The organism is Pseudomonas sp. GW821-FHT02H06 (assembly GCF_059421525.1).
The window spans coordinates 13,290-37,718 of record NZ_JBWKVD010000007.1; the positions used below are offsets into that span (position 1 = coordinate 13,290).

The window sequence follows — 24,429 nt, forward strand, 5'->3', positions numbered from 1 at the left end:
TTCCTTGCGGTAAGAGAACGATCAGCCGGACAGATGAACCCTCGGGAACAGTCGGCGCACAAAGCCGCTGCGTCCAAAGAACAGTGAGAACCCGTAGAAGGCGCTGGCGGTGAGCACGATGGCCGGGCCCGAAGCGACGCTGGCGTGGTAGGAGACGATCAGGCCGATGAAGCCCGAGAGCGTGGCGACTGCAGTTGAAATCACGATCATGCCGGTCAACGAGCGCGCCCAGAACCGCGCGACCGTGGCGGGCAGCATCATCATGCCGACGGCCATCAACGTGCCCAACGCCTGAAAGCCCGCCACCAGATTGAGCACCACCAGCAGCAGAAACAGCACGTGATACAGCGACCCGCGCCCGCCCACCGCGCGCAGGAAGCCCGGATCGAAGCATTCGAGGATCAACGGGCGGTAGATCAGCGCGAGCAGAATCAAGGTGAATGAAGCGATGCCGCCGACCATGAAAATCGCCTGATCGTCGATGGCCAGAATGGTACCGAACAGCACGTGAAGCAGATCCACGTTGGAGCCGTGCAGAGAAACGATCAGCACGCCGGCAGCAAGGGACGTCAGGTAAAAACTGGCGAAACTGGCGTCTTCGCGCAGCGTTGTGTAGCGACTCACCAACCCTGAGAGCAACGCCACGGCGAGACCTGCGATCAAACCGCCGAAGCCCATGGCTGGCAGTGACAACCCGGCGAAGAGGAAGCCCACGGCGGCACCCGGCAACACCGCGTGACTCATGGCGTCGCCCACCAGACTCATGCGCCGCAGCATCAGCAGCACGCCGACCGGGCCGGAGCCGATGCCCAGCGCCAGGCATGCCACCAGGGCGCGGCGCATGAAACCGAAATCAACGAAGGGCTGGATCAAGAGGCTATAGAGCGTCACAGCGTTTGCTCCGCATCGGCGTCGCACGGTTGTGCGTCAGGGTTCCAGTGCTCGGCCATGTTCTTGGCGCGGCGCAGGTTGTCGTCGTTGAGGATGTCGGCGGTGTCGCCCCAGGCAATGATTTCTCGCGCCAGCAACAGCGTGCTCGGAAAATGCTGGCGCACTTGCTCGATGTCATGCAGCACAGCAATGACCGTTCGGCCCTGGCCGTGCCAGGTGCGGATCAACTGCAACAAGTCCCGCGTGGTGCGTGCATCGATCGCCGTGAAGGGCTCGTCGAGCAGAATCACCGAGGCGTCCTGCAATAACAGCCGGGCGAACAGCACGCGCTGAAACTGACCGGACGACAACGAGCTGATGCTGCGTTGATCGAATCCTGCGAGACCTACGGCTCCCAGCGCCTCTTGAGCCTGTTGAGCATGCTGTCGCGTGGCGCCCCGGAACGCCCCGATGCTGCGCCAGGCGCCCATCATTACGGTGTCGGCCACACTCAGCGGAAAGCTCCGGTCGATCTCGGCGGCTTGGGGCAGATAACCAATATGCCGCGTTGCCAACTGGTTGCGCTCGACGCGCCCGACCGCGGGTTTGAGCGTGCCGGCGATGGCTTTGATCAGCGTGGATTTACCGGCGCCGTTGGGGCCGACGATCGCCGTTAGGCTGCCCGCCGCGAATCGGCCGTTGGCGTGATGCACCGCTGGCCGGCGTTCGTAGGTCAGTGTCAGGTCATGGAGGTCGATGGCGGCACTCATGGGATCGCCACCGCCCAGGCAACGCCGATCCACAGCAAGACCAGCATGGCGAAGGAAATCAACACGCGTTTGCCGGCTGATTGAGCCAGTGCAGACGTTGCAAGGGAGGAGGAAAGCCGGGAATCGCGTTTCACAAAAAGGACTGCCTGAAATAATTTGTTATAGTATTACATCACCTTTGGGTTGATCTGCAAAGCGCGATTTGGGCGAAGTTCAGGCAGGCGACAGTTTCCACCACGCTGCGGAGGGTGGCGTATCCCCGGCGCGATAAACCCTGTAGTTTTCGATCACTTTTCTCTTTGTCAGGATGATCCCCATGAGCGCTTCCCACCGGCGTCCGGTACCCCTCGCCAAATGCTATCGCCTGCTCAACCACGGCCCGACTGTACTGATCAGCGCCGCTCACGAGGGTCAGCGCAACATCATGGCGGCAGCGTGGGCGATGCCGCTGGACTTCCAGCCACCGAAAGTCACGGTCGTCCTGGATAAGTCGGTGTGGACGCGGCAGTTGCTCGAAGACTCGGGCACGTTCGTGATCAACGTGCCGACCCTCAGCCAGATCGATATCGTCGAAACGGTCGGCTCGACCTCAGGGCTGGAGATCTCCCAGGAGCAGGGCCTGGATAAATTCAAGGCTTATGGTCTGGAGACCTTCGCAGGCTCCCACGTTGAAGCGCCGTTGCTGGAAGGCTGCGCGGGCTGGCTGGAGTGCCGATTGATTCCCGAACCGCACAATCAGAGCGCACACGATCTGTTCATCGGCGAAGTGGTCGCAGCGTGGGCGGATGAACGCGTGTTTTCCGAAGGGCACTGGCATTTCGAGGGGCATGACGCGCTGCGCACCCTTCACCATGTGGCGGGCGGGCATTTTCTGGTGATCGGCGATGGCGTGGATGGCAAGGTGCTGCAGCGGTCCGCTGACTGACCCACGTCCGGCTTGGAAGGCGCGCCCCTTGGTGGAAGGGGCGCGGTGAAGCAGCTTTAAGTGGCCGGACGTGGATGCACCTCAGTCCTTCGACAGTTCGCCGTTCACAAGACGCCAGGTCTTCAACGGATTGCTGGCTTTCAACGCAGGGGGCAGCAGCGAGTCCGGCACGTTCTGATAACAGACAGGCCGCAGGAAGCGATCAATAGCGGTCGCGCCCACCGAGGTGCTGCGGCTGTCGGAAGTGGCCGGGAACGGTCCGCCATGGACCATCGAATAACTCACTTCGACGCCGGTGGGGAAGTCGTTGAACAGAATCCGTCCCGCCTTGCGCTCCAGAATCGGCAGCAGCGCCTGAGCAGTTGCCTCATCGCCATCGTCAAATTGCAGGGTTACGGTCAGTTGCCCGTCGAAGCTGGCGGCGACTTTCTGCAGATCGGCGACGTCGGTGCAGACGATCAACAACGCGCTTGGCCCGAAGTTCTCGTCTTCCAGCGCAGGGTTGGCGAGGAAGGTGGCCGAGTCGGTACGGAAGAAGGCGGGGCGGGCCTGGAATGAACCTTCGGCCTCCTGACCCTCCGCCACCAGCGTCACGCCGGATGCGCTGTGCAGATTATTCAGCCCGTTGCAGTAAGCGCCGTGTATGTTCGGCGTCAGCATCGTGGTCGGCAGTTTCTCGGACAGCGCCTTGGCCGAAGCCGACACGAACGTTTCCAGCGCGTCGCTTTCCAGTGCCAGCAGAATGCCGGGGTTGGTGCAGAACTGCCCCGCGCCCATGACCAGCGATTCGACAAAACCTTTGGCGATGGTTTCGGCGCGGGCCAGCAAAGCGGCCGGCAGCAGGAACACCGGGTTGATGCTGCTCATCTCGGCGTACACCGGGATCGGTACCGCACGCGCTTGAGCCGCTGCCACCAGTGCCAGACCGCCACGGCGGGAGCCAGTAAAGCCCACGGCTTGAATCAACGGGTGGCTGACCAGCGCCTGGCCGACAGCAATGTCTTTGTCGATCAGTAACGAGAACACGCCTTCTGGCATGCCGGTGTCGCGCGCGGCTTTCTGGATCACGCGCCCCACCAGTTCGCTGGTCCCCAAGTGAGCCGGGTGCGCCTTGACGATGACCGGGCAACCGGCCGCCAACGCTGAGGCGGTATCGCCGCCCGCAACCGAGAAGGCGAGGGGGAAGTTGCTCGCACCGAACACTGCCACCGGACCAAGGCCGATGCGCCGCAGACGTAAGTCGGCGCGAGGCAGTGGCTGGCGCTCTGGCAGCGCGGTATCGACCACGGCACCGTGCCAACGCCCATCGCGCAGCAGGCTGGCAAACAGTTTGAGCTGATTGACCGTACGCATCCGCTCGCCTTCAAGGCGCGGCTTGGGCAGGCCGCTTTCGACATGCACGCGTTCGGTGAGCACATCGCCCAGATCGAGAAGACCTTGGGCGATGGCCTCAAGAAAGGTGGCGCGTTGGTCGTCACTCAGTTGTCGATAACTGTCGAACGAAGCTTCGGCCAGTTCGCACGCGGCATTGACGTCTTCCAGCGTGCTGGCGCCAAACGAAGGTGTCAGGGGTTCACCCGTGGTGGCGGCGAGGGCGAACACCTCTCCGGCCTGGCCACGCACAGCACGTTGTCCGATGATCGTTTCACCAAGAATCTGCATTGCTCAACACCTCTCGAGGGCGGCGACCGTCAGTGGGTACCGCTGTGGCCAGCCTCTGAGGTTACATCATGGCGCTACGATCGCCACCGGTCCTGGTGTTGAGCTTGCCGCCCGGCTTAGGGCCGAGCGTCTTGCTGCCGCTTATTGCTGAACGGCGCTGAATCCTTCGAACGCAGTTTGCTGCTGGATCGCGCTGACGATGTTCTTGCGCGTGGCGGGCTGCTGGTTGCCGTCCTTGTCCACGAACACTTCGCTCTGCAGTTCGGCCTCATCGCCTTCACCCACGAACGAGAACCCTAGGAATTCAAAGGCTTCGCGGTCCATGTTGGCTTTCGAGCGTGGCGTGCGCAGGGGCAGGGTGACGCTGGCGCCGTCCTTGCTGATGACGAAAACCTCGGCTTCCTTCTTCGGCCGTGTCGCTTTGCCCTTGCCGCCACTGGGGTTGCTGACCGCTTGATGGGTCTGGTTCAGCACCTTCAACGCCAAGCTGTAGACAAGCTCCTGAAAACTCGGATCGTCTTTATAGCTGGAGAGAATCCGGCTGATCGGAAACTTCGCGCTCAGGTCTTCGAGCGCGGCCATGTCGGCGGCTTCGGCGTCCTTGAGCTGTTTAAGCTGACCCATCAGCGCGTAGGCCTGGTCGTCGTCGAATCGGTCATGGGCGGCGCGTATGGCCAGGCGCAGATCGCGAATCTGGTCGCTTTCCTTCGCGCTCTGGAAGGCGTCGAGCACCATCTCGCTGATGGTTTTGGCCTGTGGCACGTGTTGTGAAAGATTGATGGCTTCTTCGTAGGCTTGCTTCGACGACACGGCGTTTGCCGCCGGATCGGTATGGGAATCAGACATTGAACATCCACTGCTTCGTTAACTGGGGTTGAGGCGCGAAAAGCTCGGGGCGTTTCGAGGGGCGTAATCTATTGGACGAGGGCGCGGTTGTCACGGATTGCCGCTTGCACCCGGACCACAGGAAGATTGGCGTTGGACGCCTCAGACTAGACCACAGCATCAAAAAGCCCGGCAATTGCCGGGCTGGTCTTATACGCAGGTCCCGCCTTTGTGGTGAGAGCCCGTCCCGCCTGTCGGATGGGTGCCTTTCGGACACGCCGACGCGGAGAGTGAAACGATGGAAAGCAGAGCGACCAGTCCAGCGATAGCGATCTTTTTCATATAGCCTCCGTGCACTGCGAGATGCAGTACAGGGCTATCGGCGTTTTGGGATCCCACTTTAGCCACCGAACGCCAGAAACAACAAAGCCCGCACAAGGCGGGCTTTGTTGAGGTACTTGGTGGCTACACAGGGACTTGAACCCCGGACCCCAGCATTATGAATGCTATGCTCTAACCAACTGAGCTATGTAGCCAAGTGGCGCGCATTATTCGCTCAGATCGGAGATGTGTCAAGCGTCTCTTTGAAAAAATTTATCCACACGATCAATCGGTTAGCCTCGCGGCCATTCAGCCATTCCTCATCCCTGCACGTCGGTGACAGTTTCTAACTCGGCGCTGAGTGCTTTTGCCCCACTTTCGCGCACCCATCCTGCACCGTCCTCGGGCTCGTGCCCGGTTTGATGGCTTCGTGCTATCGGTCCGGTTCTTGCTTATGCCTGCCGCAGCGCTGCCGTTATAGATGAAAGCGGCAGCAGATTTCGATAGGCCCAAACGCGTCCCTTGTTCAAAAGATGGGCGGTTATCGTTTTCAAAACACAGACATGGCATTTTGCCGGTAAGAATGTAAGGCAGCGCAGCGACGATCATTTGTCATGCAGCGTTTGTCGGTGAGGAGTAGTCGGCTATGCAGAGTCTTTTGTCGCCAGGCATCCGCCTGCTCGGACGTCTCGGGTTCGCACGCAAGTTTCAGGTGCTCTTCTTTCTGTTTATTTTGCCGCTGGCCGGCAGCCTGTGGATGATCGGCCAGGATTACCGCAGCAAGCTGGCGGTGATTTCTCAGGAGCAAGCCGGCGTGCGCCAGCTCATGGCGCTTGATGCGCTGGATGTGCAGCTGACGGCCCAGCGCAACCGCGCCGCGCGCTGGAAGGCGGCCGACATTCTTCATGATCCAACGCCGGCCGCGAAGGCAGCCATGGGCGCGCTGGATGCTGCGAACCCTGACCTGAACCGGTCCCTGGCTTCCCTGGGTGATGAACTCAAGGCACAGAACGCCAGCGCGGACATCATGACCCGGTATCAAGCGCTGCAGGCCTCGGTCAAAGGCATGGATTCGGAATCCTTGCGGGCGGTCGGCTGGTGGCCGGACGGCTACGACCGCTTCACATCCGCTCTTACAGCGCTGCAGAGCCTGCGCGAACAGATCGCCATGGACAGCGGCTTGATCCTAGACCCCTGGCTTGAAACCTACTTGCTGATGCAGATCGCGACGCAGCAGGCGCCGGACCTTGTCGAGCGGGTAGGGCGCATGGCGAGTATCGGCCAGTCGTCGATCGCGTCCGGACAGTTCTCGTTGCAAAGCCGTCTTCAGATGCGCGACCTGCGCAGTCGCATCGGCGACGCCCGCGATCAGTTGGTCAAAGCAGTAGGCTCGCTAAAAGCAAAGGCTTACCCGGGTATGGAGGTCTGGACGCGTCAGTATGAAGACAGTCTTCAGCGCCTCGATACCGAACTGAAAGTGCTCGACGACGGTGTGTTCGGCGGCAGCATCAAGCTCGACCCGGCCGGCTTCGAACGCAGCGTCGATAACGTCAGCGACGGACTGGCGGCCCTGCGCAAGCAGTCACTGTCTTCACTCACCAGCCGGCTCGATTATTACCATGAACAGGCTACTCAGCAGTTTGTGCCGGTGGCCGCGATATTCAGCATTCTCGCGCTCGCGGCGCTGTACCTCTTCATGTGCCTCCAGGCGTCGATTCAGCGCAGCGCCAAAGGCATCACGACCTTGGCCGAGTCCCTGCGTGACGGCAACTTGTGCGTCGAGGTCGCCGTTGAAGGGCGTGACGAACTGGCTGCCATTAGCACCGCGCTCAACGTTGCCGTGGTGCAACTGCGCACCAGTCTGCTGGGCGTCAACCACGAAACCCAGCAATTGGGCTCTGCGGTGCTAACCCTCAATGCGCAGTCCGGCAGCACGCTCAACGAAGTCGAAGATCAACAACAGCAGATCAGCCAGATTGCAGCGGCGGCTACTGAGCTCGCCGCGACTTCCATGGGCGTTGCCCGCAGCTGTGAAGCGGCGTCCGGCAGCGCTCAGGCCACCCGACGCATCGCCGAGGACAGCAGCCGCGACAGTCAGCGCACCACCGCGAGCATTCAGCAGTTGAACCAGAAACTCACCGACACCGCCAACGCGCTGAGCAAGGTCAGCGAGCAGGGCCAGCAAATTCAGTCTGTGGTCGACACCATTCGCGGCATCGCCGAACAGACCAATCTGCTGGCGCTCAATGCCGCCATCGAGGCGGCGCGTGCGGGCGAGCAGGGCCGTGGCTTCGCCGTGGTCGCTGACGAAGTGCGCAGTTTGTCCCAGCGGACCCAGGCGTCGACCGCGCAAATTGCCGGGACCGTGGACAGCTTGCGCTCGACCGTCAGCCAAGCCGTCAGCCTGATGGAAGCGGCGTGTGGCCAGGCGGTGAGTGATGCGCAGTCGGTGACCGGGCTGGGCGAGCGGCTGGAAGAGATTGCCAGCGCCGTGCAGATCGTCACCGACACGCTGGCGCAGATCGCCACCGCGGTTGAAGAGCAGGCCGCAACGGCGGACGAGGTCAGTGGCAACATCCAACAGGTGGATCAGGCTGCAGGCCGTCTGCTGGACGGCGCGCGTGCGGTCAATCAGGCTGCAGACACGCTGACCAAAGGCAGCCGGGCCTTGAGCGACAACACCGCGAGATTCCAGCTGGGGTAAGCCGCGCAAGCAAGGCACGAGGGCGATCGGCGCGCACGTTTTCACGGGCGCGCATGGGGTGTGGGTTGAAAGACGAAAGCCAGGCGACGTATAAGATTTGTCGCTTTCTCACCGTATTTCGATACCCATCGCCGTAGGGATTTTTCCATGACCGACAGCAGTGCCGCGGGTGCGGCGGTTTATTCGCCCCTGACGTTAGCGTTGTACGACGCGTGGGTGCTGGGCATTTCCAACCGGTATGCCTGGAGTTGCCCGACCGATGACGTGCTGTTGCCGTTCTTCCGCGCCAACGTACGTGCTCATCATCTGGATATTGGCGTCGGCACGGGTTACTACCTGGCGAAAGCCAAGCTGCCGCCGAACACCCGAATCACCCTGATGGACCTCAACCCGAGCAGCCTCGCCGCCGCCAAGCGCAGGATCGGCCGGCCAGACACGCGCACCCTCCAGCATGACGTGATGACGCCGATACCCGGAAACGAGCGTTTCGATTCGATATCGCTTTTTTACCTGCTGCATTGCCTGCCAGGCCCGCTGGACGCCAAGGCGGCGATCTTCGCTCACCTCAAGCACAACCTGAACCCGGACGGCGTACTGTTTGGCTCAACGATTCTGGGGGACGAGGCGGGTCACAATGGCTTTGGCCGCAAGCTGATGGCGGTCTACAACAAGAAAGGCATCTTCGGAAACAGCCACGACACCCAGGCCGGTTTCGAAGCGCATTTGCGCACGCATTTTCGCGATGTGACGCTCAAGCGTGAAGGCGTCGTTCTGCTGTTCCGCGCAGCACAGCCGATTGTCTGAGCTGCACCGAGGCAGGCGGGCGTTGCTGACAGATACAAAGCGCTGAAAGCAAAAAGCCCGCGAATCACTGAGTGATACGCGGGCTTTGATGTTCAACGGGGTTCGTGGAGGTCCACGCGCGCGTTAGACGTTGAAACGGAAGTGCAGAACGTCACCGTCCTTGACGATGTAATCCTTGCCTTCCAGGCGCCATTTGCCCGCTTCCTTGGCACCGGCCTCACCCTTGTACTGGATGAAGTCGTTGTAGGCGATGCACTCGGCGCGGATGAAGCCTTTTTCGAAATCGGTGTGGATCACACCCGCAGCCTGTGGCGCGGTAGCGCCGACGCGGACGGTCCATGCACGCACTTCTTCGACGCCGGCAGTGAAGTAGGTCTGCAGGTGCAGCATTTCGTAGCCGGCACGGATCACGCGGTTCAGGCCAGGCTCTTCAAGGCCCAGGGCCTCCAGGAACATGTCCTTTTCTTCGCCGTCGTCGAGTTCGGCGATTTCCGCTTCGATCTTGTTGCAGACCGGCACCAGCATGGCGCCTTCTTCTTCAGCGATGGCGCGAACCACGTCCAGGTGCGGGTTGTTCTCGAAGCCGTCTTCAGCGACGTTGGCGATGTACATGACCGGTTTGGTGGTCAGCAGATGAAAGCCCTTGATGACGGCTTTCTCATCGGCGCTCATGCTCTTCATCAGGCTGCGCGCAGGTTTGCCCAGTGTGAAGTGAGCGATGAGTTGCTCCAGCAAGCCTTTCTGGACCACTGCGTCCTTGTCGCCGCCCTTTGCGTTGCGCGTGACTTTCTGCAGTTGTTTCTCGCAGCTGTCGAGGTCAGCGAAAATCAGTTCCAGATCGATGATCTCGATGTCGCGTTTCGGGTCGACGCTGTTGGAGACGTGAATCACGTTCTCATCTTCGAAGCAGCGCACGACGTGAGCAATGGCGTCAGTCTCGCGGATGTTGGCGAGGAACTTGTTGCCCAGGCCTTCACCTTTGGAGGCACCGGCTACCAGCCCGGCGATGTCGACGAACTCCATCGTGGTCGGCAGGATGCGCTTCGGGTTGACGATGTCGGCCAGGGCCTGCAGGCGCGGATCCGGCATGGGCACGATGCCGGTGTTCGGTTCGATGGTGCAGAAGGGAAAGTTCTCCGCCGCAATACCTGATTTGGTCAGGGCGTTGAACAGGGTGGACTTGCCGACGTTGGGCAGGCCGACGATGCCGCAGTTGAATCCCATGGTGTTTCCCCTCGAGTGATGTCAGGCCTTCTGGCTGTGCAGGACGCGCATCGCCTTGGCGAAGTCGCCAGCGAGTACATCCGGCAGCACGCCGAGGGCAAAGTCGATGCTGGCGTCCAGTTTTTCCTGCTCGGCGCGTGGCGCACGACCCAGGACGAAATTGGACACCAGACTGGCGTCGCCCGGGTGGCCGATGCCAAGCCGCAGGCGGTGGAAGCCGTTCTGGTTGCCGAGCTGCGCAATGATGTCGCGTAGCCCGTTATGCCCGCCGTGCCCGCCACCCAGTTTGAGTTTGGCGACGCCCGGAGGCAGGTCGAGTTCGTCGTGGGCCACCAGAATGGCTTGCGGAGGAATCCGGAAGAAACCCGCCAGAGCTGCCACGGACTGGCCGCTGCGGTTCATGTAGGTGGTGGGAATCAGCAGACGAACGTCCTGGCCTTGATGACTGAACTTAGCCGTCAGGCCGAAATATTTGCGGTCAGCGGTCAGATTGACACGCTGTGCGCTGGCAATGCGCTCAACGAAAAGAGCCCCTGCGTTATGCCGGGTCTGTTCGTATTCGGGGCCTGGATTTCCCAGGCCGACGATCAGTTGGATGGCGGTCACGTCAGGGGCTCTTCCTTGGGTCGAGTGTGATGATGGCGAGCATCATCACGGGTTCAACCGGCTAGCGAGTAATGATTACTCTGCTTCGCCTTCTGCAGTGCCTTCTTCTTCGTCCTGGACGATGCGAGGCGCGTGGACGTTTGCGATGTCCAGGTCCTTGCCGTGCGCCAGAGCAACGAATTCAACACCTTTAGGTGCTTTAACGTCGGACAGGTGAACGTTGTCGCCGATTTCCAGCGCGCCCAGGTCAACTTCGATGAACTCAGGCAGGTCTTTCGGCAGGCAGGTCACTTCCAGCTCGGTGGTGGTGTGCGAGATCTCGCCGCCTTTCTTGACCGGTGCTTCTTCGTTGATGAAGTGCACTGGAACGATAGCGGTCAGTTTCTGGCCAGCCACGACGCGGATGAAGTCGGCGTGCATGATGAACTGCTTGGCAGGGTGACGCTGCATCGCTTTAACGATGACGTTCTGCTTGGCGCCAGCAATGTTCAGCTCGATAACGTGGCTGTAGGCAGCTTCGTTTTCAAACATCTTGGCCAGTTCTTTGGCTTCGATGGTGATCGAAGTTGCTTCCTGGCCACCACCGTAGACAACGGCTGGGACGGAGGCGGCGAGACGACGCAGGCGGCGGCTCGCACCTTTCCCCAGGTCAGTACGCGCTTGGGCGTTCAGAGTAAATTCGTTCATTTTGTATCTCCAAAATAGCCATGACCGAGCGGCGTTTGCGACCAGCGCCTGACACGGTATGGGCAAAAAAGCCCCGCCCCGGCATTGAGTGTCGGGGCGGGGCGCTTTTCGTCAACGGATGGTTCGGCAGGGCAGGGCCCTTATCGGAACATCGCGCTGATCGATTCTTCGTTGCTGATGCGACGCATCGCCTCAGCGACTACCGGTGCGATATCCAGTTGGCGGATACGGTCACAGGCCTGTGCAGCAGCGGACAACGGGATGGTGTTCGTCACCACCAGTTCGTCCAGCACGGAATTTTCGATGTTCTCGATCGCACGGCCCGACAGAACAGGGTGTGTGCAATACGCGAAGACCTTGGCAGCGCCGTGTTCCTTTAGCGCCTTGGCCGCATGGCACAGAGTGCCCGCGGTATCGACCATGTCGTCAACGAGAATACAGGTACGGCCTTCAACGTCACCGATGATGTGCATCACTTCGGAGTGGTTGGCCTTCTCGCGGCGCTTGTCGATGATGCCCAGATCGACGCCCAGGGATTTGGCAACAGCACGTGCACGCACGACGCCGCCGATATCCGGGGAGACAATCATCAGGTTTTCGAAGCGTTGGTCTTCGATGTCATCCACCAGAACCGGGGAGCCGTAGATGTTATCTACCGGAATATCGAAGAAGCCTTGAATCTGGTCAGCGTGCAGGTCGACAGTCAGCACACGGTCGATACCGACGACGGTGAGCATGTCCGCAACCACTTTAGCGCTGATAGCCACACGGGCAGAACGCGGACGGCGATCCTGGCGGGCATAACCAAAGTAAGGGATTACAGCAGTGATACGAGTGGCCGAGGAGCGACGGAAGGCGTCTGCCATCACGACGAGTTCCATCAGGTTATCGTTGGTCGGAGCGCAGGTCGGCTGGATAATGAAGACGTCTTTACCGCGAACGTTTTCATTGATCTCAGCGGTAATCTCACCGTCGGAGAACTTTCCAACAGAGATGTCACCGAGAGGGATATGCAGCTGACGTACGACACGCCGAGCCAGATCGGGGTTGGCGTTCCCCGTAAAGACCATCATCTTGGACACGCGCAGTACCTGGAGGCTTAGGGTATGCCTGGATGACTATAGGAAAATGGCAGGGGCGGCTGGATTCGAACCAACGCATGGCAGGATCAAAACCTGCTGCCTTACCGCTTGGCGACGCCCCTGTATCTGTTGCACGAGTGCCTGGCACTCGGTTCCTTTTAGAGCAGCGCCTGTAACTTCCGGTGCAACATCGAGATGTTTGCGCCTTTTGCTACAAACCCTGTAAGGGTCTCTGTAAGAAGGGCCGAGACTTTATCAGCTTCAGCTTTGCTTGGGAAGGCCCCAAACACACAACTTCCAGTTCCGGTTAATTTTGCTTCGGTAAATTTACCTAACAAATTCAAAGCGTTACCAACTTCTGGATACCGCCTCGTTACAACCGGTAAGCAGTCATTCCGACTGTTTCCCTTGGGAACGGGGCGCACTTTAATGGGAGGAGTGTCACGTGTCAACAGTGGATCTGAAAAAATTTCTGCTGTACTTACAGATACTTGCGGCACTAGCACCAGATACCAAGGTTCTTCGGGGGTTACGGGGGTCAGGATCTCGCCGATGCCTTCGGCAAAAGCAGCATGTCCGCGCACGAAAACCGGCACGTCAGCCCCAAGCTGCAGGCCCAGCGCCGCCAGCCGATCTTCATTCCAGCCAAGCTGCCAGAGATGATTCAGGCCCAGCAGTGTGGTTGCCGCGTCGGAACTTCCGCCGCCGATGCCGCCGCCCATGGGCAGGACTTTTTTCAGCCAGATATCAACGCCAAGCGGGCAACCCGATTGTTGCTTGAGGGCGCGAGCCGCTCTGACAATCAGATTACTGTCGTGGAGGACGTCGGCAATTTCCGTCTGCAGTCGCACTTCGCCGTCGTCACGAAGCGCGAAGCTGAGCTCGTCGCCGTAATCGAGAAACTGGAACAGCGTCTGCAGTTCGTGATAACCGTCGGCGCGGCGTCCGGTGATGTGCAGCATCAGATTCAGTTTGGCAGGGGCGGGCAGTGTCAGTCGTGGTTGCGACATGCTCATTGCCCCAGTTTGCGTGGTTGCCAGTCCTTGATGACCAGCGTGACGTCCAGATCCTGCCCGTGCAGCTTCATGCGTTCAGGCAGCCAGAAACCGTTTTGCTGTGTGTAGCTCAGGTATTCGATCTGCCAGCCATCCTGCTCAAGACTGGCCAGGCGACTGTCACCGTCAAGGGTCAGGTTGCTTTTGCTGTCCGGCGCGGGCAAACCGCGCACCCACCAGACCAGATGCGACACCGGCAATTTCCAGCCGAGCTGATCCTTGAGCAGGGTTTCCGGGTCCGGCGCGTCGTAGCGGCCCTGATTGGCGACTTCCAGCGACACCGCGCCAGGTCGACCGGTCAGGCGGGCAGCACCGCGACCGAGCGGGCCCGACAGGCGAATGTCGTAGTAATCCTGGCGTTGCAGCCAGAACAGCGTGCCGCTGCCGGAATCCTTTGGCGCGCGGATGCCGACCTTGCCGTTGATCTGCCAGCCATCGAGGCTGCTGAGTTGTTCTTTGTTCACACGCCATTGATTGGCGTCCCCCTTGCCTTGCACGGCTTCGCGGGAGGGCATGCCGGCACAGCCGGCGAGCAGGGCGATCAGACTGAATACGAGTACGTGGCGCAATTGCATAAATTCAAAGGGTCTCGGCGCCGGTCAGGCGTTTGATGGTGCTGCGCAGAACCGGGCTGTCAGGTTGTTGTTCAAGGGCCTTGCCCCATACTTTGCGAGCTTCACGCTGCTCGCCTTTGGCCCACAGGACTTCGCCCAGGTGCGCGGCAACTTCGTGATCCGGGAAGCGCTCCAGCGCCTGACGCAGCAGACGCTCGGCTTCATCCAGATTGCCCAAGCGGTAGTTGACCCAACCGAGGCTGTCGAGCACCGCCGGGTCTTCCGGATTGAGCTGGTGCGCGCGCTCGATCAATTCCTTGGCCTCGGCGTAGCGTGTGGTGCGGTCCGAGAGGGTATAGCCCAGAGCGTTCAGCGCCATGGCGTTGTCCGGCTCGCGCTTGAGAATGGCTCGCAGGTCACTCTCCATCTGTTTCAGATCGTTGCGTTTCTCGGCCAGCATCGAGCGGGTGTAGAGCAGATTCAGATCATCCGGGTACTGCTTGAGCGCTTGACTCAACACTTGCCAGCCGCGGTCGCTCTGGTTGTTGTTGGCCAGGGTCTCGGCTTCGATCAGGTACAGCTGAATGGCGTAATCGGGTTGATCGGCACGTGCCTGGGCCAGCCGCTTCGACGCTTCTGCAGTGTTGCCGTTGCTCATCAGGATATCGGCCTGACGCAGCTGCGCAGGCAGGAAGTCGTTGCCGGGGCCCACTTGAGCGTATTCGGCGAGCGCGGTTTGCGGATCGTCGCGCTCTTCGTAGATGCGGCCGAGGTTTACGTGGGCCGAGTCGACGTGACTGCCGCGTGCAACGAGGTCTTCGAGATAACCCTGCGCTTCATCCCATGCCTTGTTTTCCAGGCAGACGAGGGCAAGCGAATAACGCAGCTCGTCGTCATCCGGGTACTGCTGAACCAGGCTGGAGAACTGCACTTTGGCGTCTTCCATGCGGTTCTGTTCCACTAGCATGCGCGCATAAGTCAGGCGCAGGCGCTTGTCATCCGGGTATTTTTTGATGCTTTTTTCGAGCAGCGGGATCGCTTCCTTGCCGCGGTTCATGCTTTGCAGCAGTCGGGCACGCAACAGGATCGGCGCCACCTCACCTTCACCCGGCGGATTGTCTTCGAGCAGTTTCAGCGAGGCGGCGCTGTCGCCTTCCTGCTGAAGCAACAGCGCCTTGCCGAAGATCAGTTGGCCGTTTTTCGGATACTTCATCAGAAGGCGATCGAAGCTGGTGATGAGCCCTTTGCGCGTATTGGAATCGGTTTCCGACGCAGACAACGCGAGGAAATCAAAATGCGTGTCGCCCTGGCCCTGAAGAACCTTCTCCATATAGCGCATGGAATCGTCGTAGCGCCCGGCCCGCGCCAGCTGGATGGCTGCCGCGCGCTGTGCCTCGAGATTGCCCGGGTCGTTTTTCGCCCAGATCATTGAGGTGTCGAGGGCGGCCTGATCGGCCCCCAGGTATTCGGCGATGCGGAAGGCGCGCTCGGAAATCCCCGGATCCTGGGTCTGGATCGCCTGGGTCACGTAGTTGTCCAGCGCGATGTCGAAGCGGTTGCGCTGGCCGGCAAGCTCGGCGGTCAGCAGGCTGACGACGGTTTCCTGAGTAAACGAGCCGTACACCTGAGGTTTGGCCTCGGGTGCGGGCGGCGCTTCTTTCGCGGGAGCAGAAGGCTCCGTAGAGACGGAGGCCGTAGACTGGCAGCCACTCAGAGCGACAAGGGCAAGGAACAACGCGGAGGATTTATTCATATAGAGGAGGGGCGGCTTACCTGCGGTTTGGAAGCATCATGACACAAGGCCGGGAGCAAACCCACAGCCCGCGCGAAATCTGGATATGCTTAATCTACAGCCTGTGCGTGGACATTTTGTCGCAGGCCAGAGGCGGTGATAAGCAACCTGTATAGGGACAATAGTGTGCTGCGGACGTTCTGAATGTATTGCGGTGGTTGTCCTGACTCTATCGAAGTAGGACAATTGCCGGCTTCACGTCACCATCAGCGACCTTGAATGGCCTTTCTTGCTCTGGGTATCAACCATAAGACTGCATCAGTTGATGTCCGCGAGCGCGTGGCATTTACGCCTGAGCAGCTGGTTGAGGCGCTACAGCAGCTCTGCCGCCTGACCCGCAGCCGGGAAGCGGCCATTCTCTCCACCTGCAATCGCAGCGAACTTTATATCGAACAGGATCAGCTGACCGCCGACGTCGTGTTGCGCTGGCTGGCGGATTATCACCACCTGAATGTCGATGAGCTGCGCGCCAGTGCCTATGTGCATGAAGACGACGCGGCGGTGCGACACATGATGCGCGTGGCGTCGGGCTTGGACTCACTGGTGCTCGGCGAGCCGCAGATCCTCGGTCAGATGAAATCGGCCTATGCCGTTGCCCGGGAGGCCGGCACCGTCGGCCCACTGCTCGGGCGTCTTTTTCAGGCCACTTTCAGCGCTGCCAAACAGGTACGCACCGACACGGCCATCGGCGAGAACCCGGTGTCCGTTGCCTTTGCCGCCGTCAGCCTAGCCAAGCAGATTTTCAGCGACCTGCAGCGCAGCCAGGCGCTGTTGATCGGGGCAGGGGAGACCATCACGCTTGTCGCGCGTCACCTGCATGATCTCGGAGTCAAGCGTATCGTTGTTGCCAACCGCACCCTCGAGCGCGCGAATATTCTGGCCGAGCAGTTCGGTGCTCATGCGGTGCTGTTGGCCGACATCCCGGCCGAGCTGGTCAACAGCGACATCGTCATCAGCTCCACGGCCAGTCAGTTGCCGATTCTGGGCAAGGGCGCCGTGGAAAGCGCGCTGAAACTGCGCAAGCACAAGCCGATCTTCATGGTCGACATCGCCGTGCCGCGCGACATCGAGCCTGAGGTCGGCGAGCTGGACGACGTCTACCTCTACACCGTCGACGATCTGCACGAAGTCGTCGCTGAAAACCTCAAGAGCCGCCAGGGCGCGGCGCAGGCGGCCGAAGAACTGGTCAGCATGGGCGTCGACGATTTCATGTCGCGGCTGCGCGAACTGGCGGCGGTCGACGTGCTCAAGGCGTATCGTCAGCAGAGCGAACGCCTGCGTGACGAAGAATTGCAGAAAGCCCAGCGCATGCTGGCCAATGGCAGCAACGCCGAAGATGTGTTGATGGCGCTGGCACGTGGCCTGACGAACAAAATGATGCACGCCCCCAGCGTGCAGCTCAAAAAGCTCTCCGCTGAAGGCCGCGTCGATGCGCTGGCCATGGCCCAGGAACTCTTTGCCCTCAACGAGGGCTCCACGGATAAATCCCCGCAATGAAAGCTTCACTGCTTAATAAGCTGGACGTGCTCAGCGACCGTTTCGAGGAATTGACCGCGCTGCTCGGCGATGGCGAAGTCATCTCCGACCAGGCCAAATTTCGCGCGTATTCCCGTGAGTACGCCGAAGTCGAGCCAGTGATTCAGGTGTACCGGCAGCTGCAGAAAGTGCAGAGCGACCTCGAAGGCGCGCAGGCGCTGCTCAAGGACAGCGATCCCGACATGCGCGAAATGGCAGTCGAGGAAGTGCGCGAAGCCAAGGATCAGTTGCTGGTCCTTGAAGCTGACCTGCAAAAAATGCTGCTGCCCAAAGACCCGAACGATGGCCGTAACGTGTTTCTGGAAATCCGCGCCGGCACGGGCGGTGACGAAGCCGCGATCTTTGCCGGCGACCTTTTCCGCATGTATTCCCGTTATGCCGAGCGGCGTGGGTGGCGTGTCGAGATCCTGTCGGAGAACGTGGGCGAGCATGGCGGTTACAAGGAAGTCATTGCGCGGGTCGAAGGCGAGCACGTCTACGGCAAGCTGAAATTCGAGTCGGGTGTGCATCGCGTTCAGCGCGTGCCGGAAACCGAATCCCAGGGCCGCATTCATACGTCTGCGTGTACCGTGGCGGTGTTGCCAGAGCCTGACGAACAGCAGACCATCGAGATCAACCCGTCCGACTTGCGCGTTGATACCTATCGCTCATCCGGCGCCGGTGGTCAGCACGTCAACAAGACCGATTCGGCCATCCGCATTACGCACTTGCCGTCCGGCATTGTGGTGGAGTGTCAGGAAGAACGCTCGCAGCACAAGAACCGTGCGCGGGCCATGTCCTGGCTGTCGGCCAAGCTCAACGATCAGCAGACCGCTGCGGCTGCCAACGCCATCGCCAGTGAGCGTAAATTGCTGGTCGGTTCCGGGGATCGCTCGGAACGCATTCGTACTTACAATTTCCCACAGGGGCGAGTCACGGATCACCGCGTGAACCTGACGCTCTACTCCCTTGATGAAGTTCTGGCCGGCGGGGTCGATGCAGTGATAGAACCGTTACTTGCCGAGTATCAGGCAGACCAACTTGCGGCACTGGGTGATTAAATGACCATCATCGCCAGCTTGTTAAGAAGCGCCGAGTTGCCGGATTCTCCGACAGCGCGTCTGGATGCAGAATTGTTGCTGGCCGCTGCCCTGGGCAAGCCACGTAGCTTTTTGCATACCTGGCCCGAGCGTATTGTCAGCACCGAAGCGGCGCACGCTTTCGACGGCTATCTCAAGCGTCGTCGAACCGGCGAACCCGTCGCGTACATCCTGGGCCTGCAAGGGTTCTGGAACATCGACCTGGAAGTCGCTCCCCATACGCTGATCCCTCGGCCCGAAACCGAGATGTTGGTGGAAACAGCGCTGGAGCTTCTGCCTGGTGCGATTCCTCACACGCTGCTCGACCTCGGCACGGGCACCGGCGCCATTGCTCTGTCGCTGGCCAAGGATCGTCCGCAGTGGAGCGTCACGGCGGTGGATCGCGTTGAAGAGGCGGTCGAGCTTGCCGAACGCAATCGTCAGCGCCTGCATCTGGACAACGCGAAGGTCTTGCACAGCCACTGGTTCAGTGCCGTCGAAGGTCAGCGTTTTGACCTGATCCTGAGCAACCCGCCCTACATTGCCTCCAATGACCCGCATCTGGTCGAAGGCGATGTGCGCTTCGAGCCAAGCAGTGCGCTGGTCTCCGGCGCCGATGGCCTGGACGACCTGCGCCTGATTGTGTCGCAAGCGCCCGCGTACCTTGAAGCTGGCGGCTGGCTGTTGCTGGAGCATGGCTACGATCAAGGCGCAGCGGTTCGCGAGTTGTTGCTTGCGCACGGATTCGAAGAGATCAAGACCCGCCGCGACCTGGGCGACCACGAGCGCATTACCTTCGGGCGAGTGCCGTGCTGACGGACGAAGAGCTGCTGCGCTATAGCCGGCAGATCCTTCTTCAACAGGTCGACATCGACGGTCAGTTGCGCCTCAAGCAGAGCCGCGTGTTGATCGTCGGCCTCGGCGGGCTGGGTTCGCCGGTGGCGTTGTACCTGGCGGCGGCCGGCGTCGGCGAACTGCATCTGGCGGATTTCGACAGCGTCGATCTCACCAACCTGCAACGCCAGATCATTCACGACACCCAGAGCGTGGGGCTGAGTAAGGTTGATTCAGCCATTGCGCGGCTGACTGCGATCAATCCGTTGATCACACTGGTGCCCCATCGCGCCGCCCTTGATGTTGACTCCCTGGCCGCAGCAGTTGCCGGAGTAGACCTCGTGCTGGACTGCTCGGACAATTTTACGACGCGTGAAGCCGTCAATGCCGCCTGCGTCGCCGCCTGCAAACCATTGGTTAGCGGCGCTGCGATTCGCCTGGAGGCGCAGTTGTCGGTGTTCGATCCGCGTCGTCCGGAGAGCCCTTGTTACCACTGCCTGTACGGGCACGGCAGCGAGACCGAACTGACCTGCAGCGAGGCCGGCGTGATCGGCCCGTTGGTAGGATTGGTTGGCAGTTTGCAGGCCCTCGAAGCCCTGAAGCTGCTGGCCGGATTTGGCGAGCCGATGGTAGGGCGACTGCTGCTGATTGATGTCATGAGCACGCGATTCCGCGAATTTAAAGTCAAACGCGACCCTGGCTGCAGTGTGTGCGGTACCGGGCTCCGAGTTACCGCCGAGCATGAATAGAGACAGCGATGCGCCGGTGGCGGTGTTTGATTCCGGCGTTGGCGGGTTGTCGGTGCTGGCGGAAATACAGCAGTTGCTGCCACGGGAATCGTTGCTCTACGTCGCCGATTGCGGCCACATTCCCTACGGCGAGAAAACCCCGGAATTCATTCGCGAACGTTGCGCGACGATTGCCGAGTTTTTCCACCGCCAGCGCGCCAAGGCGCTGGTGATCGCCTGCAATACGGCGACGGTGGCCGGCATCGCCGACTTGCGCGTCCGCTACCCTGACTGGCCACTTGTGGGCATGGAGCCGGCGGTCAAACCTGCGGCTGCGGCGACGCGGACCGGCGTCGTCGGCGTGCTGGCGACCACCGGCACTTTGCAAAGCGCCAAGTTCGCCGCGTTGCTCGATCGCTTTGCGGCAGACGTGCAAGTCATCACGCAGCCGTGTCCGGGTCTGGTGGAGCTTATCGAAACGGGCGATCTGGTTAGCCCGGCGATTCGCCAGTTGCTTCAGGGTTACGTCGCGCCGTTACTCGCGGCGGGGTGCGACACCATCATTCTGGGCTGCACCCATTACCCGTTTCTCAAACCATTGCTGCGGGAAATGATCCCTGCCTCCATCACGCTGATCGACACCGGTGCCGCTGTAGCCCGGCAGTTGCAGCGGTTACTGGGCGAGCGCGAGCTGCTGGCGAGCGGTCATCCTCGGACTGCTCAGTTCTGGACGACCGGTGATCCAGAAGATTTCAGAAACGTCCTACGCGTGCTTTGTATCAACTCCGACAATGTGCGAAGCTTCGTTTCGTGAAAAAAACGTGAATCGCTTCGGCTGTGGGTGAACTAAAGTTCAGCCGCCGGCTTCTACAGCACTTCTGTCGATATAAAAAATTTTTAACTGCTTTCGAAAATAGGATGTTTCAGATGAAGCGACTGTTTTGTTTGGCTGCGATTGCGGCTGCGTTGTTGGGGCAAAGCGCAATTGCTCAAGCTGATGGGGTCGAGTTTTCCGTAGGACACACTGGCGAATCCACGATGACTTATCGTCTGGGCGCGCAATTTGATTGGGATCAAAGCTGGTGGCAAACCGGTGTCGGTCGCCTGACCGGTTACTGGAGCGGCGCTTACACCTACTGGGAAGGCGACAAGAGCTCCAGCAACAACAGCCTGTCGTTCTCTCCGGTATTCGTTTATGAGTTTTCGGGTGAGAGCGTCAAGCCTTACATTGAAGCCGGTATCGGCGCCGCTGTATTCCAGCGCACCGAAGTGGAAGGCAACAAGCTGGGCAGCGCGTTCCAGTTTGAAGACCGTCTGGGTTTCGGTCTGCGCTTTGCCGGTGGACATGAAGTTGGCCTGCGCGCCACTCACTACTCCAACGGCGGCATGACCACCAATAACGACGGTATCGAAAGCTACGCGATTCACTACACGATGCCGTTCTAAGCGTTTGATTGCGTTATTGCACGAGCGGATTTAACCGCACCTGCAATGCGCTACCCGCTTCTTCCCGGCTAAAGCCGGTCCTACTGAAAAATCACCTCGTAGGACCGGCTTTAGCCGGGAACGTGTCAGCCAAAACAGCTGAGCCAGGCAAACATCAAATCCCGTGCTTCCTGCTTGCCGCGACCATCACAGATAAGCGGTCGCGATTCCTTCTCGCTCGGCAATACACTCCGGCGCACCCATTTCGAACTCCCTGCAAATCAACGGTCGACGGTCGTAGATCGTGCACATCATCGTGTCGCGATCGAGTGCCGCGCACCAGCCATCGTCCAGGCGCAGCATCACTTCGCCGCCCCAGTCATCGGTGTCGATGTAACGCTCGGGCACGCCGGTGTCGGTAATCAACATGACTTCCAGCTGACAGCAGCAGGCCGCGCAGGTGGAACACGTGATTGCGGGTTCGTCAGGGAGTTGAAGCGAAGGGATCACAGTCGTCATGGGCGGCAGTTTAAATCACCGCGCAGTAGACCGCTAACCGGCGTGACGAATGCTCACCCATTCTCCTGCGTCTCGGCTTGCCGCTGGGGCAGCGACTTGAACGCTTGCAGGGCGCGTTCGCGGCTGGCTTTCAAATCGACGATGGGCGCGGGGTAGCCTTCCACGCCGAACAGCCCGCCCAGCGCGGACGGGTTATGAATGTCTCGCTTGTTCAACTCAGCCAGTTCAGGCACCCATTGCTTGATGAATCGACCTTCAGGGTCGAAGCGCTCCGACTGACTTTGTGGATTGAAGATCCGGAAGTAGGGCGATGCGTCGGTACCGGTCGATGAGCTCCACTGCCAGCCGCCATTGTTCGACGCAAGATCGCCGTCGATCAGGTGCTGCATGAAATAGCGTTCACCCTCGCGCCAGTCGATCAGCAGATTCTTGGTCAGGAACATCGCCGAGATCATCCGCAGGCGGTTGTGCATCCAGCCGTTTTCAAGCAGCTGGCGCATGGCTGCATCGACAATCGGCAGCCCGGTACGACCCTGTTGCCAGGCTTCCAGATCCTTCGGCGCATTGCGCCATTTCAGCGCTTCGGTTTCCGGGCGGAAGGCGCGGTGACGGGAGACACGGGGGAAGCCCACCAGCACGTGCTTGTAGAACTCACGCCAGAGCAGCTCATTGATCCAGGTGACTGAGCCCGGATTACCGGTCTCGAATTCGCCGTTGTTGCTGCGCAGTGCTGAATGCAGGCATTGGCGGGGCGAGATCACCCCGGCCGCCAGGTACGCAGACAGCTGGCTGGTCCCGGGCTTGGCGGGGAAGTCGCGCTCTTGATCGTAGTAATGCACTTGCTCGTCGGTGAAGTGTTGCAAGCGATCACGCGCCTCATCTTCGCCGGCAGGCCAGAGTGAGCGCAGGGTCTCGGTCGGCGCGGCGAAACCTTTGACCGCATCCGGCACGACATCGCTTTTGACGGACAACTTCTGTTGTGGCTTGGGCAGCGCAACCAAGGCCGGCATCGAGTAATGCAAGCGGGCGTAACAGACCTTGCGGAACTGGGTGAAGACCTTGAAATAGCCGCCGCTCTTGGTCAGCACGCTGCCCGGCTGAAAGAACAGCTGGTCGAGGTGACGACGAAACAGAATGCCGGCGCCGTCGAGAGCCGCCTCCACTTCACGGTCTCGTTTGGTCTCGTTGATGCCGTACTCGTCGTTAACGTGTACGCCTTCGATCCCGTGTTGCTGACACAGCTTCAGGATCGCCTTGGGCGCCTGCGACCACGTGTCTGCATGGACAATCAGCAAAGGGACGTTGAGCGCCGCAAGTGACTTGCTCAATTCGCGAAGGTTGCGCAGCCAGAAATCGACTTTGCATGGGGCATCGTCATGGCTCTGCCACTGGCCCGGGCTGATCATGTACACGGCCAGAGTCGGGCCCTGCTCCATGGCAGCGCTCAGCGCGGTGTTGTCGTGCACACGCAGATCACTGCGCAGCCATATCAATTGCATAGTTATTCCTTAGATAAGCCCCAGCCGCTGCAAGGCAGCCTGGGCGGTCAAAGGGTCTTCGGCGAGGGACAGGCCCGAGACTTCACCCTCGGCTGCGGATAATTCCGTCGAATGAATGCGCACCGCAGGCCCGACGATCAGCTTCGGGCACTCGATGTTGTGCAGCAGGCGAGGCAACTGGCCGACGTTCAGTGACTTGCTGGAATACAACAGCACTGCGCGCGGCTTGAGGTATTCGCAGGCCAGGGCCAGCTCGCCGGCCGGCAATGGCCAGTCGAACACTTCCACCGGGCAATCGGCGCTGCTGAGCAGCCACGCGGTCAGCCACAGATGCGGCTCGAGCGGGAGGTCGGACTGATTGACCAGCAGCAAGGGCGCGCCGCTGACCTGACGGTTGTTGTGGTAAAGCCGGGCGCCGAACTTGCTGCGCAGCCACGAATAGAAAAACACCCGCTCAAGCTGCGCGCCGAACTGGCCTTGCCAGCGCTGCTCAAGTGACGCCAGCAGCGGCAGCAACAGTTGTTCGCAAAGCGTGCGCGGCGGATACAGCGACATCGCGCGGTTGAGGGAATCATCGAGTCGCCGCTCGGCCAGGGCGCCGATGGCTTCCTGCAGAGTCTGGCGAAGAATGTCCCAGTCATTCTCGACACTGGGCGCTGGCGCCTGCTGATCGTCGATCAACTGCTTGACCTGACTGACCGACACGCCGCGATTCAGCCACGTGAGGATGGTCAGCACGCGGTCGACATGTTCGTTGCTGTAAAGACGATGGCCCTTGGCTGTACGGTGCGGAACGATGAGGCCATATCGACGTTCCCAGGCGCGCAGGGTCACTGCGTTCACACCGGTCAGTCGGGCGATTTCGCGAATCGGCAGCCAGCCGTTTTCAAAGGCGTTCGCGGGGTCCTGCGGGTCGCCTTCCGGCGGTTCTTGCTCGGTAGTTGTCATG

The 24,429-nt window shown here is 60.4% G+C and carries 24 protein-coding genes and 2 tRNA genes; 9 read left to right on the forward strand and 17 right to left on the reverse strand.

Annotated features, from left to right (window positions below; translation table 11 throughout):
- Nucleotides 1-21: 21 nt before the first annotated feature.
- The 3 genes from AC07VF_RS13240 to AC07VF_RS13250 are packed head-to-tail and all read right to left on the reverse strand — an operon-like array spanning nucleotide 22 to nucleotide 1,774.
- Nucleotides 22-891, reverse strand: coding sequence for a metal ABC transporter permease (locus AC07VF_RS13240; protein WP_133771835.1), 870 nt, complete (start codon nucleotides 889-891; stop codon nucleotides 22-24).
- Nucleotides 888-1,640: a zinc ABC transporter ATP-binding protein AztA gene (gene aztA, locus AC07VF_RS13245; RefSeq protein ID WP_463583285.1), complete on the reverse strand. Its 753-nt coding sequence runs from the start codon at nucleotides 1,638-1,640 to the stop codon at nucleotides 888-890. The genes AC07VF_RS13240 and aztA overlap by 4 nt, the downstream gene beginning before the upstream one ends.
- Nucleotides 1,637-1,774: a hypothetical protein gene (locus AC07VF_RS13250; protein WP_495009158.1), complete on the reverse strand. Its 138-nt coding sequence runs from the start codon at nucleotides 1,772-1,774 to the stop codon at nucleotides 1,637-1,639. Before AC07VF_RS13250 ends, aztA begins: the two co-directional genes overlap by 4 nt.
- A gap of 182 nt (nucleotides 1,775-1,956) precedes the next feature.
- Here AC07VF_RS13250 and AC07VF_RS13255 point away from each other — a divergent pair, with 182 nt between their 5' ends.
- Nucleotides 1,957-2,565 carry a flavin reductase family protein gene (locus tag AC07VF_RS13255; RefSeq protein ID WP_192174958.1) on the forward strand — a complete coding sequence of 203 codons (609 nt, stop codon included), beginning with the start codon at nucleotides 1,957-1,959 and terminating at the stop codon, nucleotides 2,563-2,565.
- An 81-nt stretch (nucleotides 2,566-2,646) separates the two neighbouring features.
- Here the strand turns inward: AC07VF_RS13255 and AC07VF_RS13260 are convergent, their stop codons facing one another.
- The 3 genes from AC07VF_RS13260 to AC07VF_RS13270 all read right to left on the reverse strand — a co-directional run bounded on the left by AC07VF_RS13260 (nucleotide 2,647) and on the right by AC07VF_RS13270 (nucleotide 5,588).
- Nucleotides 2,647-4,227 (reverse strand): aldehyde dehydrogenase (NADP(+)), encoded by a 1,581-nt coding sequence (locus AC07VF_RS13260; RefSeq protein WP_495009157.1) that lies wholly within the window; start codon nucleotides 4,225-4,227, stop codon nucleotides 2,647-2,649.
- Nucleotides 4,228-4,368: 141 nt separating this feature from the next.
- Nucleotides 4,369-5,073, reverse strand: a complete 705-nt coding sequence (locus AC07VF_RS13265; RefSeq protein WP_423574086.1) for a hypothetical protein — start codon at nucleotides 5,071-5,073, stop codon at nucleotides 4,369-4,371.
- A gap of 438 nt (nucleotides 5,074-5,511) precedes the next feature.
- Nucleotides 5,512-5,588 (reverse strand) — tRNA-Met (locus AC07VF_RS13270).
- Between the two features lie 431 nt (nucleotides 5,589-6,019).
- On the opposite strand from AC07VF_RS13270, the gene AC07VF_RS13275 reads away from it, so the two are divergent.
- The gene (locus tag AC07VF_RS13275) at nucleotides 6,020-8,077 is read left to right on the forward strand and encodes a methyl-accepting chemotaxis protein (protein ID WP_495009156.1); all 2,058 of its coding nucleotides are present in this window, start codon (nucleotides 6,020-6,022) and stop codon (nucleotides 8,075-8,077) included.
- A 147-nt stretch (nucleotides 8,078-8,224) separates the two neighbouring features.
- On the forward strand, nucleotides 8,225-8,881 hold the full coding sequence (locus tag AC07VF_RS13280) for a class I SAM-dependent methyltransferase (RefSeq protein WP_423574084.1): 657 nt from the start codon (nucleotides 8,225-8,227) through the stop codon (nucleotides 8,879-8,881).
- A gap of 123 nt (nucleotides 8,882-9,004) precedes the next feature.
- Here the strand turns inward: AC07VF_RS13280 and ychF are convergent, their stop codons facing one another.
- The 8 genes from ychF to AC07VF_RS13320 all read right to left on the reverse strand — a co-directional run bounded on the left by ychF (nucleotide 9,005) and on the right by AC07VF_RS13320 (nucleotide 15,842).
- Nucleotides 9,005-10,105, reverse strand: coding sequence for a redox-regulated ATPase YchF (gene ychF / locus AC07VF_RS13285; RefSeq protein ID WP_282369436.1), 1,101 nt, complete (start codon nucleotides 10,103-10,105; stop codon nucleotides 9,005-9,007).
- A gap of 21 nt (nucleotides 10,106-10,126) precedes the next feature.
- A complete protein-coding gene (gene pth, locus AC07VF_RS13290) occupies nucleotides 10,127-10,711 on the reverse strand; it encodes an aminoacyl-tRNA hydrolase (protein WP_108120616.1) in 585 nt (194 codons plus the stop codon).
- Between the two features lie 75 nt (nucleotides 10,712-10,786).
- Nucleotides 10,787-11,398: a 50S ribosomal protein L25/general stress protein Ctc gene (locus tag AC07VF_RS13295; protein ID WP_065991778.1), complete on the reverse strand. Its 612-nt coding sequence runs from the start codon at nucleotides 11,396-11,398 to the stop codon at nucleotides 10,787-10,789.
- Nucleotides 11,399-11,538: 140 nt separating this feature from the next.
- Complete coding sequence (locus AC07VF_RS13300) at nucleotides 11,539-12,480, reverse strand: ribose-phosphate pyrophosphokinase (RefSeq protein ID WP_037018241.1); 942 nt, start codon at nucleotides 12,478-12,480, stop codon at nucleotides 11,539-11,541.
- A gap of 47 nt (nucleotides 12,481-12,527) precedes the next feature.
- Nucleotides 12,528-12,602, reverse strand: a tRNA-Gln gene (locus tag AC07VF_RS13305).
- A 36-nt stretch (nucleotides 12,603-12,638) separates the two neighbouring features.
- Nucleotides 12,639-13,490 carry a 4-(cytidine 5'-diphospho)-2-C-methyl-D-erythritol kinase gene (gene ispE / locus AC07VF_RS13310; protein ID WP_346631460.1) on the reverse strand — a complete coding sequence of 284 codons (852 nt, stop codon included), beginning with the start codon at nucleotides 13,488-13,490 and terminating at the stop codon, nucleotides 12,639-12,641.
- A 2-nt stretch (nucleotides 13,491-13,492) separates the two neighbouring features.
- Nucleotides 13,493-14,110 carry a lipoprotein insertase outer membrane protein LolB gene (gene lolB / locus AC07VF_RS13315; protein WP_495009155.1) on the reverse strand — a complete coding sequence of 206 codons (618 nt, stop codon included), beginning with the start codon at nucleotides 14,108-14,110 and terminating at the stop codon, nucleotides 13,493-13,495.
- A 4-nt stretch (nucleotides 14,111-14,114) separates the two neighbouring features.
- Nucleotides 14,115-15,842, reverse strand: a complete 1,728-nt coding sequence (locus AC07VF_RS13320) for a tetratricopeptide repeat protein (RefSeq protein ID WP_282369452.1) — start codon at nucleotides 15,840-15,842, stop codon at nucleotides 14,115-14,117.
- 258 nt (nucleotides 15,843-16,100) lie between these two features.
- Here AC07VF_RS13320 and hemA point away from each other — a divergent pair, with 258 nt between their 5' ends.
- The 6 genes from hemA to AC07VF_RS13350 all read left to right on the forward strand — a co-directional run bounded on the left by hemA (nucleotide 16,101) and on the right by AC07VF_RS13350 (nucleotide 21,483).
- Nucleotides 16,101-17,378: a glutamyl-tRNA reductase gene (gene hemA / locus AC07VF_RS13325; RefSeq protein ID WP_192174949.1), complete on the forward strand. Its 1,278-nt coding sequence runs from the start codon at nucleotides 16,101-16,103 to the stop codon at nucleotides 17,376-17,378.
- Nucleotides 17,375-18,457, forward strand: a complete 1,083-nt coding sequence (gene prfA / locus AC07VF_RS13330; protein ID WP_495009154.1) for a peptide chain release factor 1 — start codon at nucleotides 17,375-17,377, stop codon at nucleotides 18,455-18,457. The genes hemA and prfA overlap by 4 nt, the downstream gene beginning before the upstream one ends.
- Nucleotides 18,458-19,291, forward strand: coding sequence for a peptide chain release factor N(5)-glutamine methyltransferase (gene prmC / locus AC07VF_RS13335; protein ID WP_192174947.1), 834 nt, complete (start codon nucleotides 18,458-18,460; stop codon nucleotides 19,289-19,291).
- Nucleotides 19,285-20,058: a molybdopterin-synthase adenylyltransferase MoeB gene (locus AC07VF_RS13340; protein ID WP_495009153.1), complete on the forward strand. Its 774-nt coding sequence runs from the start codon at nucleotides 19,285-19,287 to the stop codon at nucleotides 20,056-20,058. Before prmC ends, AC07VF_RS13340 begins: the two co-directional genes overlap by 7 nt.
- The gene (murI, locus tag AC07VF_RS13345; RefSeq protein WP_346626966.1) at nucleotides 20,051-20,851 is read left to right on the forward strand and encodes a glutamate racemase; all 801 of its coding nucleotides are present in this window, start codon (nucleotides 20,051-20,053) and stop codon (nucleotides 20,849-20,851) included. Before AC07VF_RS13340 ends, murI begins: the two co-directional genes overlap by 8 nt.
- A gap of 113 nt (nucleotides 20,852-20,964) precedes the next feature.
- Nucleotides 20,965-21,483 carry an acyloxyacyl hydrolase gene (locus AC07VF_RS13350; protein WP_192174944.1) on the forward strand — a complete coding sequence of 173 codons (519 nt, stop codon included), beginning with the start codon at nucleotides 20,965-20,967 and terminating at the stop codon, nucleotides 21,481-21,483.
- A 186-nt stretch (nucleotides 21,484-21,669) separates the two neighbouring features.
- Here AC07VF_RS13350 and AC07VF_RS13355 read toward each other — a convergent pair whose 3' ends face one another.
- The 3 genes from AC07VF_RS13355 to AC07VF_RS13365 are packed head-to-tail and all read right to left on the reverse strand — an operon-like array spanning nucleotide 21,670 to nucleotide 24,428.
- Nucleotides 21,670-21,981, reverse strand: coding sequence for a YkgJ family cysteine cluster protein (locus tag AC07VF_RS13355; RefSeq protein ID WP_122536194.1), 312 nt, complete (start codon nucleotides 21,979-21,981; stop codon nucleotides 21,670-21,672).
- Nucleotides 21,982-22,034: 53 nt separating this feature from the next.
- The gene (phrB, locus tag AC07VF_RS13360; RefSeq protein ID WP_495009152.1) at nucleotides 22,035-23,480 is read right to left on the reverse strand and encodes a deoxyribodipyrimidine photo-lyase; all 1,446 of its coding nucleotides are present in this window, start codon (nucleotides 23,478-23,480) and stop codon (nucleotides 22,035-22,037) included.
- Nucleotides 23,481-23,489: 9 nt separating this feature from the next.
- On the reverse strand, nucleotides 23,490-24,428 hold the full coding sequence (locus AC07VF_RS13365) for a MerR family transcriptional regulator (protein ID WP_192174942.1): 939 nt from the start codon (nucleotides 24,426-24,428) through the stop codon (nucleotides 23,490-23,492).
- Nucleotide 24,429 lies beyond the last annotated feature (1 nt).